At 56.7% G+C, this 14,450-nt stretch carries 13 protein-coding genes; 5 read left to right on the forward strand and 8 right to left on the reverse strand.

Going from position 1 to position 14,450, the window contains the following annotated elements:
- Window positions 1–78: 78 nt before the first annotated feature.
- Window positions 79–1,731: an electron transfer flavoprotein-ubiquinone oxidoreductase gene (locus AC1D19_RS12480; RefSeq protein ID WP_477763379.1), complete on the forward strand. Its 1,653-nt coding sequence runs from the start codon at window positions 79–81 to the stop codon at window positions 1,729–1,731.
- A gap of 121 nt (window positions 1,732–1,852) precedes the next feature.
- On the forward strand, window positions 1,853–2,908 hold the full coding sequence (locus AC1D19_RS12485; protein WP_477763380.1) for an ABC transporter substrate-binding protein: 1,056 nt from the start codon (window positions 1,853–1,855) through the stop codon (window positions 2,906–2,908).
- 158 nt (window positions 2,909–3,066) lie between these two features.
- On the opposite strand, the gene AC1D19_RS12490 is transcribed toward AC1D19_RS12485, so the two are convergent.
- The 8 genes from AC1D19_RS12490 to galB form a co-directional block, all read right to left on the reverse strand.
- Window positions 3,067–4,296, reverse strand: coding sequence for an OprD family porin (locus AC1D19_RS12490; protein ID WP_477763381.1), 1,230 nt, complete (start codon window positions 4,294–4,296; stop codon window positions 3,067–3,069).
- Between the two features lie 83 nt (window positions 4,297–4,379).
- A complete protein-coding gene (locus tag AC1D19_RS12495; protein WP_477763382.1) occupies window positions 4,380–5,693 on the reverse strand; it encodes a dicarboxylate/amino acid:cation symporter in 1,314 nt (437 codons plus the stop codon).
- 53 nt (window positions 5,694–5,746) lie between these two features.
- Window positions 5,747–6,610 carry an amidohydrolase family protein gene (locus AC1D19_RS12500; protein ID WP_477763383.1) on the reverse strand — a complete coding sequence of 288 codons (864 nt, stop codon included), beginning with the start codon at window positions 6,608–6,610 and terminating at the stop codon, window positions 5,747–5,749.
- A gap of 114 nt (window positions 6,611–6,724) precedes the next feature.
- Complete coding sequence (locus AC1D19_RS12505; RefSeq protein WP_414872911.1) at window positions 6,725–7,609, reverse strand: LysR family transcriptional regulator; 885 nt, start codon at window positions 7,607–7,609, stop codon at window positions 6,725–6,727.
- A 27-nt stretch (window positions 7,610–7,636) separates the two neighbouring features.
- Complete coding sequence (locus AC1D19_RS12510; RefSeq protein WP_477763384.1) at window positions 7,637–8,563, reverse strand: NAD(P)-dependent oxidoreductase; 927 nt, start codon at window positions 8,561–8,563, stop codon at window positions 7,637–7,639.
- Complete coding sequence (locus AC1D19_RS12515) at window positions 8,560–9,648, reverse strand: 4-oxalomesaconate tautomerase (RefSeq protein ID WP_477763385.1); 1,089 nt, start codon at window positions 9,646–9,648, stop codon at window positions 8,560–8,562. The genes AC1D19_RS12510 and AC1D19_RS12515 overlap by 4 nt, the downstream gene beginning before the upstream one ends.
- Window positions 9,649–9,652: 4 nt before the next feature.
- The gene (locus tag AC1D19_RS12520) at window positions 9,653–10,369 is read right to left on the reverse strand and encodes a 4-carboxy-4-hydroxy-2-oxoadipate aldolase/oxaloacetate decarboxylase (protein WP_477763386.1); all 717 of its coding nucleotides are present in this window, start codon (window positions 10,367–10,369) and stop codon (window positions 9,653–9,655) included.
- A complete protein-coding gene (gene galB, locus AC1D19_RS12525; RefSeq protein ID WP_477763387.1) occupies window positions 10,366–11,100 on the reverse strand; it encodes a 4-oxalmesaconate hydratase in 735 nt (244 codons plus the stop codon). Before galB ends, AC1D19_RS12520 begins: the two co-directional genes overlap by 4 nt.
- Before the next feature lie 155 nt (window positions 11,101–11,255).
- On the opposite strand from galB, the gene AC1D19_RS12530 reads away from it, so the two are divergent.
- The 3 genes from AC1D19_RS12530 to AC1D19_RS12540 all read left to right on the forward strand — a co-directional run bounded on the left by AC1D19_RS12530 (window position 11,256) and on the right by AC1D19_RS12540 (window position 14,446).
- A complete protein-coding gene (locus tag AC1D19_RS12530) occupies window positions 11,256–12,476 on the forward strand; it encodes a LysR family transcriptional regulator (RefSeq protein WP_477763388.1) in 1,221 nt (406 codons plus the stop codon).
- A gap of 282 nt (window positions 12,477–12,758) precedes the next feature.
- A complete protein-coding gene (locus AC1D19_RS12535; RefSeq protein ID WP_477763389.1) occupies window positions 12,759–13,508 on the forward strand; it encodes an electron transfer flavoprotein subunit beta/FixA family protein in 750 nt (249 codons plus the stop codon).
- A complete protein-coding gene (locus AC1D19_RS12540) occupies window positions 13,508–14,446 on the forward strand; it encodes an electron transfer flavoprotein subunit alpha/FixB family protein (RefSeq protein ID WP_477763390.1) in 939 nt (312 codons plus the stop codon). The genes AC1D19_RS12535 and AC1D19_RS12540 overlap by 1 nt, the downstream gene beginning before the upstream one ends.
- Window positions 14,447–14,450: the final 4 nt, after the last annotated feature.

Genomic DNA, 14,450 nt, shown 5'->3' on the forward strand with positions numbered 1-14,450 from the left:
ATACATCGTTTGTTGTAGGCATAAAACCACTCGTACGATTCGCTCCAGAGGCTATGTTCGATGCCTGTGGAGGTTTTGATGCAACGCGAGGCTATGGAATTCGATGTCGTAGTAGTAGGAGGAGGGCCTGCCGGGCTATCTACTGCCATTCGCCTGCGTCAATTGGCAATGGTAGAAGGGCGGGAGTTGTCAGTATGTCTGGTCGAAAAAGGCGCAGAGGTCGGTGCGCACATCATGTCCGGTGCTGTGTTCGAACCTACCGCACTGAATGAATTGTTTCCCGACTGGCGAAACATGGGGGCGCCACTAAACACCCCGGTGCAGTCGGACGAAATTTTCTACCTGTCGTCTTCACGCCTTTCAATCCGGGTTCCCGGGGGCTTCGCCCCCAGCACGATGCACAACGAAGGCAACTTCATCGTCAGCCTAGGCAATGTATGTCGTTGGCTGGGTCAGCAAGCTGAGGCTCTCGGTGTCGATGTGTTTCCAGGCTTTCCTGCGTCCGACGTGCTGTACGACGAGGAGGGCAGGGTCCGAGGTGTCTTGACCGCCGACATGGGCGTCGGTCGAGCCGGAGAGCAGAAAGGCGGCTTTACGCCGGGTATCGAGCTGATCGGCAAGCAAACCGTCTTCGCTGAAGGCTGTCGCGGGCACTTGGGCAAACAGCTCATCAGCAAGTATCAGCTCGATGCAGACTCTGATCCGCAACACTACGGGTTGGGCATCAAGGAAGTCTGGGAAATCCCCGCTGAGCAGCATGTTCCCGGGCTTGTGATTCATAGCACTGGATGGCCATTGACCCAGAGTGGCACGCAGGGCGGCGCCTTCATGTATCACCTGGAGGACGGTACGGTGGTGATCGGACAGGTCGTGGATCTCAACTATCGCAATCCTTACCTGTCGCCGTTTGATGAGCTTCAACAACTCAAGCATCACCCGCTTTACGAGCAGTATCTGCGCGGTGGCTCGCGCATCAGCTACGGCGCCCGTGCCATTGCGAAAGGCGGGCTTCAGTCTTTGCCGAAGATGCACTTCCCAGGGGGCCTGCTGATTGGGTGTGATGCCGGCACCTTGAATTTTGCCAAGATCAAAGGCTCCCACACGGCCATGAAGTCCGGAATGCTGGCGGCTGAAACCATCTTTGAGGCGTTTGCCGTCAATGAGTCGGCCGGTCAGGATCTGGCAGCGTATGCGGGAAAATTCAGGGCGTCGTCCATTTATGACGAGCTTTACCAGCAGCGTAATTTCGGTCCCGCCATGCACCGGTTCGGCAGTCTGATCGGGGCCGCCTACGCCTGGGTCGATCTGAACCTGTTGAAAGGGAAATTGCCTTGGACTTTCCACGACAAACGCCCCGACTACTCGACCATGGATCCTGCTGATAGTGCTTCGGTCATTCACTACCCAAAACCCGACAACGTCCTGAGCTTCGATAAGACCTCCTCGGTCTATTTATCGAACACGAACCATGAAGAAGATCAGCCCTGCCACCTGACGCTCAGGGACTCCTCGATACCCATCGCGCTCAACCTGCCCACCTATGCCGAGCCGGCTCAACGGTACTGTCCCGCCGGTGTGTACGAGGTTGTGGAGGATGCGTCAGCGAGCCGATTTCAGATCAATGCGCAGAACTGTCTGCACTGCAAAACCTGTGACATCAAGGACCCGAGTCAGAACATCGTTTGGCGTGCACCCGAGGGAGGCGGGGGACCCAACTACACCAGCATGTAGAGGAGAAAGAGTCGCTACGCGATTGAGCGACCGAAGCGTGACTAGTGCGATGCGTGGAACAAAACAATAACGAACTCAATGATCACACTGCCTTCCTTACTAGAAATCTATCGGGAGCATCATGAAAAAATTAGCGTTAGTCCTCGTCTCTGGCTTGACCTCCTTCACCGTGATGGCGCAAGAAAACCTCACGGTTGTCACATATGGCGGGAGCGTCGCGGCGGCTCAGCAACAGTCCTCGATCAAACCCTATGCCGATAAAACAGGCGTCAAGATTCGTACCGAAGATTACTCGGGAGGTATTGCCCAGCTCAAAGCTCAGGTTGACTCGAAAAAAGTGGCCTGGGATGTGATCGATATGGAAATGCCGGATGCTGTGCGGGCCTGTAATGCCGGCCTGTTGGAGCGCATCAACCCGGCGAAAGATCTTGCCGCCGCGCCCGATGGCTCTACGGCGACGGACTTCCTGCCAGGGTCGCTGAACGATTGCGGAGTCGGTGCCTACATCTGGAGCACGGCGGTTGCCTACAACACCAATGCCTTCAAAGGACAGGCCCCCACAACACTGGCTGATTTCTTCGACCTCAAAAAATATCCCGGCAAGCGTGGCTTGCGCAAAGCGCCCCAGGCCAACCTTGAGTGGGCTCTGTTAGCGGATGGTGTTCCTCGTGATCAGGTGTACGAAACACTGGAGACCGATGAGGGGCTTCAGCGTGCTTTCAAAAAGCTCGACTCGATCAAGAGCCAGGTGATCTGGTGGGAAGCTGGCGCGCAACCGCCGCAGTTGCTGGCAGATGGTCAGGTCACGATGACTTCCGCCTGGAATGGTCGGATCTGGGCCGCACAGGCGAAAGAAAAACAGCCATTCAAAATCATCTGGGACGGCCAGATGTATGACATCGATGTGTGGGCCGTGCCGGTGGGTGCGCCCAATAAAGCCAAGGCCATGGATTTCCTGCGTTTCGCAACATCGACTCAGATTATGGCTGACCAGAGTCAGTACATAGCTTATGGGCCTACACGCAAGTCGTCCCAGCCACTGGTTCACGCCGATATGAAGTCGAGTATGCCAACTGACCCGGCCAACTTTGCGACGGCATTGCAGGTGAATTCGGAGTGGTGGGGTGATCATGCTGACGAGCTGAACGAACGCTTCAACGCCTGGCTTGCAAAATGATCCTCTGAATTTAGCCGTTAAGCTGTGTGGGTCGGCTTGCCATCGAAGTACCAGATTCGGTGAGGGATAGCGGCTATTAGCCGAGCTGATCAAAGGAATTGCTCTCTGCTTGGTGCACTTTTGCCCGACGCTTGCGTCGGGCTTTTTTTGAGCGTTATTTAAAACAAAGAAAACGAGTAACTGGCGATCAACCGGTTTTCATCAATGTCGCGGCCATCATCGCTGCGGTAGGTTGCGTTGCGCCAGCGGACAGAGACGCCTTTCAGGAAGTCCTGAAAAGCGTAGGTCACATCGATGTCGCGTTCCCATTCCTTTTCGGCGCCCGGTTTGTCCAGCCCCGTTCCGCGTATGTAGGCAGTGAAAAAGGTCAGGCCAGGAATGCCCATCGGCGCGAAGTTGTAACCGTAGCGTAATTGCCAGCTGCGTTCGCCAGCACTGCCAAAGTCATGGTATTGCACATAATTGGGCAGGTAGGGGTTGTTGATGTAGGGGAAGCCGGTTGCACCCTTCATGACTTGATAAGTGGCCAGTACGCTGTGGCCGCTATCGAAGTTGTAGCCCACAGCCGCGGAATAGGCCCGGTTATCGACCTCGCCTGCTTTTGCGGCGCCGATATCGCGACTGGAGAAGGCGCGTAGATCGGTGGTCAGTTTGCCTTTACCGACGCGTGTGGTGTGAATCAGGCCGAGGAACTGCTGGCGATACACATCATCCAGTGCTCCGTAGTAATAGCTACCGGTCAGTGTCGGAGTGATTTGATAGCTGCCACCACCATAACGGAAGTGGTCACCGACGCCGGTGGCCCGATAACGTCCTTCCTTGGCCGCGATGCCGATGTCCCGTTTATCGGTAGAGTCCGGTGTGACAGTTTTATCAAATTGAGCGAAGTTCACCGTCAGATGTTCGATTTCGCTGGAGCTGACCTGCGTGCCCTGGAATGTCTGGGGAAAAAGTCGACTGCCATTGAATTGCAGCACCGGCACCTTCGGCAGTGCAATGCCGTAGTTTAGGGTGGTTTTCGAGATTCTGGCTTTTGCCGCCAGTCCTCCCTTGGAATACTCGTCAGCTGCTTCACCGGAGGCGCGACGGGGCAATAGACCGCTGCCAGTACGGTCGGGGCTGGAGTCTAATTGATAGCCGGCGTATCCGAGTGCGTCGACGCCCAACCCAATCGTGCCTTGGGTGAACCCTGACTCATAGTTGAGCAAAAAGCCTTGAGCCCATTCATCTCGTTTGGATACACCAACGCCATCTCGGAAGTCGCCGTTGTAGTAGAAGTTACGAGCTTCAATGCTTGCCTTACTGTCCTCAATAAAGCCTGCGGCCATCGAGGAAATACTCCAGCAGATACCCGGTACAAACATTGCGATAGACAGAGTACGGTTCATTTTTATTATTTTCCTGACGCGACGAGTCGCTGTTCGGTACTGGACCGAACAGAACTCGATTGAAAGTTGTTAGGGGGAGGGTGTTAAGCCTTGCAGCCCAGCTCTTGAGCCAGTTTTTTGCGGTCCAGCTCTTTTTCCCAAGCGGAGACCACCAGCGTTGCCACGCCGTTGCCTACCAGGTTGGTCATGGCCAGCCCTGTGCCCATGAAGCGGTGGATGCCAAGGATCAACACCATGCCGGCCACGGGGACGATTGGTACGACCATCAAGGTGCTGGTCAACATAACGAAGGCTGCGCCGGACACCCCGCTGGCCCCTTTGGAGGTCAGCATCGCCACGATCACTAATGTCAGTTGCTGGGACAGGGTCAAGTCGATGTTCAAAGCCTGGGCAATGAACAACACCGCCATCGTCAGGTAGATGTTTGTGCCATCGAGGTTGAAGGAATAACCGGTCGGAATAACCAAACCCACCACAGGTTTGGAGCAGCCCAGGCGTTCCATCTTGTCCATAATTTGCGGCAACACCACTTCTGACGAACTGGTCCCCAGCACTACCAGCAATTCCTCTTTGATGTAGGCGAGGAAGCGTAGAATGCTGAAGCCGCAAAGTCGTGCAACACCACCGAGAACAACGACCACGAAAAATATGCAGAGTAAGTAGAAACTGCCAATCAATTTCAGCAGCGGCAGCAACGATTCGACGCCGTAAGTGCCGACGGTAAACGCGATGGCACCGAAAGCGCCAATCGCAGACAGTTTGGCGATGATGTGAACGATGCGGAAAAACACACCTGACAAGCCTTCGATGATGTCGTACACCGGCTTGCCTTTCTCTCCCATAGCCGACAGCGCACACCCGAACAGCACCGATACCAGCAATATACAAAGTACGTTGCCCTCGGTGAACGCCTGGGTGAAGGTGGTGGGAATTATGCCCATGAGGAAGTCGACCATGTGCAGGTGCTGGGCTTTTTCCGCGAACCCGGTCACTGCTTTGGCATCGAGCGTATTCACGTCAACGTTGAAGCCGCCACCCGGGTTGAACAGGTGGCCGCCGATCAACCCGATCAGTAGCGAGACGGTCGAAATGATTTCGAAGTACAGGAGTGCTTTGCCGCCTACACGACCGACCTTTTTCAAATCTCGCATGCCAGCGATGCCGGTGACCACCGTACAGAAAACGACGGGTCCGATAATCATCTTGATCAGTTTGATGAACGCATCGCCCAACGGTTTGAGGTCAGCAGCGAAGTCAGGCCAGAAGTGACCGACAAGCACACCGAGGACGATCCCCAGCAGGACCTGGAAATACATCGCACGGTAAAACGGTTGCTTGGTCTTTACGTTAGCGCTGGTCGGTGTCTCGACCTGAGCGGGCACAGGGATAGGATTCATAAGGTTTACTCACTGCCATCTTATTGTTGGAGGTGTGGCAAAAGGTCCTGCTGTCAGCGTCCGTACAGTTTCAGCGGGTTATCGATCAATAGTTTCTGGCGCAATGACGGGTCGGTGCAGAAGCGGAACATCAGATCCACTAGGCCGCCGTCGTTGGGCATGTCTTTGCTGATATTGGGATGGGGCCAATCGGTGCCCCACAGCACGCGATCCGGTGCTACCTGGATCAGCCGTTCGGCGAAGGGGATAGCATCATCGAACGGTCGACGACCACTGGACACTCGCTCGGCGCCACACACCTTGACCCAGGCCAGGGGATTTTCCATCAGATCGAGCAGGGCCAGGAAGGACGATTGTTCAATGCCTTCTTCAGCCTTGACCCGTCCCATGTGATCGATGATGAACGGCACGGGGATCCGGGCCAGGCGATCGACATAGGTCAGGATGTCCTGAGCGTCGAGATGCAGCACCACATGCCAGCCCAACGGCGCAAGCCGATCGACGGTGCGATCAAAAACATCCAGATCGGGTGCGCCGCCCAGGTGCGCGACAAAATTGAAACGAACACCGCGCACGCCGCCGGCATCCATCTCGGCGAGTTGGGTGTCGGTTTCGCTGCCGTCGACGATTGCCACGCCGCGATAACGTCCGTCGCTACGGGCAATGGCATCGAGCATGGCGCGGTTATCAGTGCCGTGGCAGCTGGCCTGGACGATAACGCCACGGCTGAACCCCAGGTGATCGTGCAACGCTAGCAAGGTTTCAAAAGGAGCGTCGGGCGGAGTGTAGCTGCGGTCGGCGGCGTAAGGGAATTGAGCGGCAGGGCCGAATACGTGGCAGTGTGCGTCCCAGGCACCCGCTGGCAGGGCATGCGCAGGTTGGGTGGGATTGGAATCCGGAGCCAGGCAACTTTTCATCAGGTGTCCTTCATTGATCTGCGTTTGAAAGCGATACCTGATGTTCGGCTTTGCAAGCGTCTCGAACAACAAAGACCCAGTACTAGCAGCTATGCTGTTTTTGCATGCGTGACATCAAGGTATGCATATCTCACGGACCATCGCCAACGTCTTCTCAGCCAGACGCGTCAGCGGTCGCTGCTCCGATGTCGCAATAAACAGATGGGTAGGAATGGAGGGTTCGACAATCTGCGCCGCTCTCAATCCATCCGGCAGACTGTTGCTCCCGGCGAGGGCAGAACGGAACAACACACCGTAGCCCATGCCCAGCTTGATCAGCTCCAGGAGCGAGGGAATGCTGTCGATTTCCAGGCACACGTCCAGTGTGATGTCATGGCGGGATGCCTGGGTTTCGACCAGCCGACGTAGCGAATGAGGTTCGCTGGGAATGATCAGTGGATAGCGCCCCAGATCCTTCATGGCGACCGTGTCTGGCAGCTCCGAACTGGAGGCGCCGATCAACATCAATGGCTCGGAGTGGATGTGTTCGTAGTGCAGCTGCGCACTGTGGGCGGGGTTGAACAGGAGGGCAAAATCCAGACGACCCAGCAATAGCCACTCCCGCATCGAATGACTCAAACCCTCCTTGATACCTAACGAGCAACCAGGAAAACGCTCACGAAAGGCCGACACCAGGGCCACGGTGTGGCGTCGGGAAATGCTCGGTGGAAGCCCGATTACCACTTTGCCGGACAAGGTATCGCGTTGCTCGCGCAACTCTTCGCGAGCCACTTGCACCTGCCGCAAGATGCCTTTTCCGTGATCGAACAGCCGCTGGCCTGAAGCCGTCAGCAACACGCCACGGCCATGGCGCAGCAGCAGATGCTCCTGTAATTCGACTTCCAGTTGTCGAACCTGGCGGCTGACCACCGATTGGGAGATGTTCAATACCGCGGCCGCTTTGGTAAAGCTTCCGAATTCGGCGACCCGTACGAAACATTCGAGTTGTTTTAAGTCCATGAACCGTTCTCGGGGGAAAAGCTCATGTTAACGCTTTTCCTCCGCGAGACTTTCCCGGGTGTGTGGGCTGCCATAAAGAGTATCAACCAGGTGCAGCCAGTCGAAAGGCTCGATGTTGGGGTAGTCAAGATCGGCATCCACCATGGCATCCACCAGGCCACGTTGGGCGTTGACGATTGCCAGGCTCATGTTCGGCACCACACCCATGTCGGTCGAGGTTTTTGCTACTTCTTTCATTTCTTCGGAGCGTCGCCGACCATGTTCAGCCACGCGGCTGATCAAGTAGTGCGGCAACGCATCGTCCCAGCCCATCTGCGGAAAACTCTGGTGCAACGACGCGAGCACTTCCCGTTCTGCCTGGTACTGGCGTGCGGTGCTCAAGCATTCGGTCGTCAGCGCTTCCAGGCCCTTGATCATGATGCTGCGACACATCTTGATCGCTGAAGCGATGCCGACCTCATCGGCCACCCGGCGTACGTTCATGCCCAGTGCAGAGAGCTGTTCAGCCACCTGTCCGGCAACTGCTCCGCCGAGCAAAATGGGTGTTTTCAAGCGCTGGGGAGGTACCGGGGCCATGACGGCAGCATCGATATAGCCGACGCCATGGCGCTGCATAGCGGCGAATGCTGCCCGCTTGGTGGACGGGGCAACCGAATTGATATCGATGAACAATTGATCGGGTCTCATCAGCACCGCCGCGGCCTGAGCCACCGTCAAAGCCTCATCGGCGGTCACCGCTGAAATGACCCAGTCTGCGAGCGCAATGGCGTGGGCGAAACTGTCGCATAGCAGCACGCCGCATTGATCGGCCTTGTCGTAAAGAGCCGCGCGAGTACTGGGGTTTTCTTGCAGGCGATCATAGGCGTAAACGGTCACACCCGAGGTTGCAAGATCCTCGCCCAAAATGGCTCCAGCCTCGCCGAAGCCGATCAGCGTAAAGGTTTTCATGCTCATTGAGTCACCTCGTTCTGCCAGACACTCTGGGGAATACACACGTTACCGTCGAACAGCAGCCGGGCCGTGCGCAGCAGACCGCAACCGGCTAACTCACCGTTTTGCATGTGCAGTTCGACGGTAAACTCGCCCGTCGGATGTTCTACCGAGAGCTGTACTCGTGCACTTGGTTGCACTTGGGTCAGTCCATCGGCGACAGAGCCCGGAATCTGGCAGGCGGACGCTACACTCACGGCACCAAATACCCCGATTGACGTGTGGCAGCGATGGGGGATGAAGGTGCGACTGCAAATTACGCCCCCCTCACGGGGAGCTGCAATCAAGGACACTTTTGGTACGCTGCGCTGGCTGACATCCCCCAGATTCATGAATGGCCCCGCCTGTAAACGGATGGATTCGAGTACGGCTTTGAGTTCGCTGTCGGCGTCCAGTTGTTCGGCACTTTCGTAGCCGCTGCGGCCGACATCGGTGGCTCGAATCAAAATCACCGGCATGCCGTTATCAATGCAAGTCACGTCAATGCCGTCGAAACGGTCTGTGGGATTGCCAGTTGGCAACAATGCGCCGCAGCTGGATCCGGCAATGTCTTCAAACTCGATAATCTGGGGGGCGCCGCTGCCGGGAACGCCATCGATGTGGGCTTCACCCGCATAACTGACCGTACCGTCAGGGGTGGGGACATGGGCAATGGCAATCTGACCGGTGTTCTCCATGAAAATCCGCACCGAAGTAAGTGCGCCTTGGGCGGCGACCAGCCTGCGCTCGATGGCGAATGGCCCAACACCCGCCAGGATGTTCCCGCAGTTCTGGCCATAATCGACCTGGGCTTGCTCGACCAGAACCTGCGCGAATAGGTAATCGACATCGGCGTCCGCCCGCTCCGAGCGGCGGATGATCGCGACCTTGCTAGTCAACGAATTCGCGCCGCCGATACCATCGATCTGTCGAGCATCGGGCGATCCCATGACTGCCAACAACACCCGATCCCGCACCGCCTCTTCGGCGGGCAGGTCAGGTGCAAGAAAGTACGCGCCTTTGGAGGTGCCACCGCGCATCATCAGGCACGGAATACGAGTCTGGCTCATGGGGTCATCCTTTCAGGTCGCTAAGGCTGTCGTAATAGGTCAGACCCCGGTCAGCGAGCTTCTGACGCATCTCGTAGATATCCAGGCCCAATTCGCCAGCAGCCAGGCGCACACGTTTCTGCTCTTCGAATCGAGCGCGTTTGCGGCTGGTTTCAACGACGTCTGGTAACTCTTCGCGGCGGACAATGACCACGCCGTCATCGTCAGCCACAACCACATCACCGGGCTCGACCCATTGGCCGGCACAGATGATCGGAACGTTGACCGAGCCGAGGGTTTCCTTGACCGTGCCTTGGGCATGAACTGCCCGTGACCAGACCTTGAAGCCCATGTCTCGCAGAGTTCGAGTATCGCGGACCCCTGCGTCGATTATCAGGGCGCGTACCCCCCGAGCCATCAATGAGGTGGCTAGCAAGTCGCCGAAGTAGCCATCGGTGCAGGGCGAAGATGTCGCAACCACCAGAATATCGTCGGGTTGGCATTGTTCGACGGCGACGTGAAACATCCAGTTATCACCCGGCGCAACCAACACTGTCACAGCCGTTCCGCTGATGCTTTGGTTTTGCTGGATTGGGCGGATGGTTGAATCCAATAAGCCTTTGCGACCCTGAGCTTCATGCACGGTCGCAACGCCGAAGCGATCCAGTTCATCGATCAGTGCCGAGTCGGCGCGGGAAATATTGCGCACGACAATACCGGTTTTTCCGATCAGAGCGCTCATGCCAGGTTCTCCGTTACCCGTGGGAAGATGCTCTGGTAACCCTCGGCATAAACAATGTTGCGGGTAGAGGCGATGCCCACGTTGCGCTTAGCCTGCACGCCGCGTTGCAGAGCGACGCGGGTGTAGTACTCCCAGAGATGCTCCTGGCCGGCCATGCACTGGATGGCCGCATACTTCTTGTCCCAGACCTCGGTGATATCCAGCAGGACATCCGGTCGCCATTCGCACTGCTCAGGCTGATGCGGTTCAAAGCTGTAGACCGGTGGCGCACCGACGATTTTTTCACCGGGCTTATAACCTTCCGCCTGGGCGATGATGCGCGCCTCTTGGGTCAGGTTCATGGCCAACGGATGGTCGTAGTTGTAAGGGTCTTTGATCGAGTGACTGAGCACAAAATCCGGTTGCACACGACGAAACACATCGGCCAAACGAAACAGCGTTTCTTTGTCAGCGCGCATCGGATAGTCGCCGATGTCGAAGAATTCCACGCTCGCGCCAAGGATCTCCGCTGCGGCCTCGGCCTCGCTGCGCCGTGCGGATTTAACCTTGTCTTCCGACATCTCGCCTTTGCGCCAGAGCTTGGCTGATTCACCCCTTTCGCCATAGGAGAGGCACACGATATGAACGGCGTAACCCTGTTGTGCATGTAGTGCAATGGAGCCACCTGCGCGCCAGACGAAATCGGCGGAGTGGGCGCTAACAATCAGTGCGGTTTTTTTTGTATTGATCATTGGAGGGCTCTTCTTGCGGCTGTTTGATAGGGCCCACATTCGCACTTGGGGTCTGTGGTGAATAATGCGTTCGGCTGCAAGAGGTATGCGTTTTACTTATCGGGATGAGTTCTGCATGCTGTACGGCCGCTTCCTCGATAACACGGTAGGTGCACATGCACAGTCTTGAACTGCCCAATCTCATGCAGATTCGTGCCTTCCTTCGTGTCGTTGAATACGGCAGTGTATCCAGGGCGTCCGCCGTACTTTTCCGTGCTCAGCCCGTTGTGACGCGCGCCATCCTTGCGTTGGAGAAACGCCTTGGAGTCTCTTTGTTTGAGCGCAACGTCAATGGTATGCGTCTGACCGATTATGGTGAGGGCGTGCTTCCTCGCGCTCGTCGTGCCATGGATGAATTGCTTGCCGTGCCACGATTGCTGGGGCAGGTAAAGGGGCACGCCGCCGAGCCGCTTTATTTGTTCCAGGCCCGACGCCTGGAGGTGTTCGCGAAGCTCTGTGAAACCCACCATATGCAGACCACGGCGAGTATCCTTGGGGTATCCCAGCCAGCGATCAGTGCCGCCATCAAAGTCCTTGAACAGGGCAGTGGCTCTAGCCTGTTTGAACGCACGCCCCATGGCTTGCTGCCCACCCGCGCCTGCCTTGCGGTGTTGCTGCGGGTGCGCCGAGCACTGAATGAGCTGCGTCACATCGATGCGGACATCGCCGCGTTGGGTGGCTCCCTTCAAGGTGCAGTGCACGTGGGGGCCTTGCCTCTGGGACGCACGGGAATACTGCCCGAAGCCATCGTGCGCCTGACCCTGGAACATCCTCATGTACGAATCGTCACCAATGAAAGCCCGTTCGACTTGTTGGCCAGTGAGCTGCGAGCTGGCGATGTGGATTTTGTCCTCGGCGCTCTACGCCCGTCGGCCTACGCCAGCGACCTGCATAGCGAGGAGTTGCTACAGGAAGAAATGGTGATCTTGGTACGCCGCAACCACCCTTGGTTGGAGCGGACGCCAGTCTATGAAGACTTGAGTGGTGCCCGCTGGATACTGCCTCGCGCCGGCTCCCCGGCGCGACAATTGCTGGACGCATTTTTCGCCCACATCGGTATCTCCGCGCCCATCCCCGTGATTGAAACGGGCGACTTGGCGATTTTGCGCGGTGTGTTGCTGCGCTCAGATATGCTCGCTGCCGTTTCGGCACATCAGCTGGAACACGAAATGGCCAGCGGTGATCTGGTGCGACTGCCGCTTTCCCTTAGCCACACCACGCGACCGATTGGTCTGATCTCCCGATCGGGGTCGCTTCAATCGCCAGCTGCGCAGGCGTTGATGGACAAGATTCGGGAAGTGGTAGGGGCGACGACGAAAATTACAGAGACAAACTGACGCAGGTTTAGCCTGTTTGCGCCCTATTATTCGTCTATCAGCTTTCGCCGTTTCGTCCTTCCGTTTTCAAACTCTGCGGTTACCTTAGCGTTGGCGCTATTACTCGCCCCGACCGTTATTCGCATCGTCCGCGAGCGCCCGGCACGAACTTCCAACGCATGTTAAGGCAATCAACAACGAATAAGTCCTGCTTATCCATATGCCCTATATAGATCGTTTGTAAGCATCTATAGGGGCTTATAGCATCGGATTCCAGAGGTTTGGACTTATTCGGAGGTTGCTATGAAGGTGCTGGTGGCGGTGAAGCGTGTCGTAGACGCCAACGTCAAAGTCCGTGTCAAAGCGGATGAATCTGACGTTGAATTAAGCAACGTAAAAATGTCGATCAACCCCTTCTGCGAGATCGCTGTGGAGGCCGCACTTCAGTTGAAGGAAAGCGGGCAGGCCAGCGAAGTCATCGCGGTATCCGTGGGTCCTGACGTTTGTCAGGAGCAGTTGCGAACCGCGCTGGCAATGGGCGCAGACAGAGCCTTGCTGATCAAGGCAGGTAGCGATCTGGAACCCCTTGCGATTGCCAAGCTTCTCTACACGGTCACCCAGCGTGAAGAACCCGGCATTGTGCTGCTGGGCAAGCAATCCATCGATGGTGATAACAACCAGACCGGTCAAATGCTTTCCGCATTGATGGGCAGCGCTCAAGGCACCTTCGCTTCGCAAATCAACGTCGTCGGTGAGTGGGTCAATGTCATTCGTGAGGTCGACGGTGGACTCGAAACCAGAAGTTTGCGCTTGCCCGCAGTGATCACCGCTGACCTGCGCCTGAATGAGCCGCGCTACGCCTCACTTCCCAACATCATGAAAGCGAAGAAAAAACCACTGGAGGTCATTGATGCCAGCGACCTTGGTGTCGATATCGCTCCTCGTTTGAAAGTCATCAAGGTCTCGGCGCCGCCTGAGCGCAAGGCAGGCATTCGTGTGAGTAGCGTTCAAGAACTGGTCGAGAAGCTGAAGAACGAAGCAGGGGTGATCTGATGGCTGTTTTATTGATTGCTGAGCACCACGAAGGGGCTCTTAAATCGGGCACCTTGAACGCGCTTTCAGCGGCGGCGAGCCTTGGGGCAGACGTCGACGTTTTGGTGGCGGGTCAGCAGGCGGGCAGTGTCGCTGAGGAGTTGGCCACATTCGCGGGTGTGAGTTGCGTACTGATTTCAGATGCGCCCGAGTATGCAGATCAAGGTGTCGAGAATGTGGCCGCTCTGGTGAGCGAGTTGGTGAAGACCTCGACCTATGGCCATGTCATTGCCGCCTCTACGGCGTATGGCAAAAACCTGCTTCCTCGTGTTGCTGCATTGCTGGATGTCGCCCAAGTCAGTGACGTTGTGGAAATCATTTCCCCGAACACATTCGTTCGGCCGTACTACGCCGGTAATGCCCTGGCGACCGTTGAAAGCTCTGACGCAGTCAAGGTGCTGACCGTTCGCACCACGGCGTTTTCAGCTGCCGAACGGACGGGGGCATTGGCGCCCATCAAGGCCATTTCCGTCTCTCACGATACCGGTCTTTCCAAATTCTTGAGTGCCGATTTCAGCGTCTCTGAACGGATCGAACTGACCTCGGCCAAAGTCGTCATTTCCGGCGGCCGTGGCATGGGCAGTGGCGAAAATTTCGCGCTGCTGGAAAAAGTCGCCGACAAGCTGGGTGCCGCGGTGGGTGCCTCTCGCGCAGCCGTCGATGCAGGTTTCGTCTCCAACGATATGCAGGTTGGCCAGACAGGCAAGATCGTGGCGCCTGACTTGTACATCGCTGTTGGCATCTCGGGTGCCATTCAACATTTGGCCGGCATGAAAGATTCCAAAATCATCGTCGCGATCAACAAGGACGAGGAGGCGCCGATTTTCCGCGTCGCTGACTACGGCCTGGTTGCCGACTTGTTTGAAGCCGTTCCAGCTCTTGAAGCTGCCCTGTCTTAAGGAG

The sequence above is a fragment of the Pseudomonas sp. P1_C12 genome, assembly GCF_056406435.1.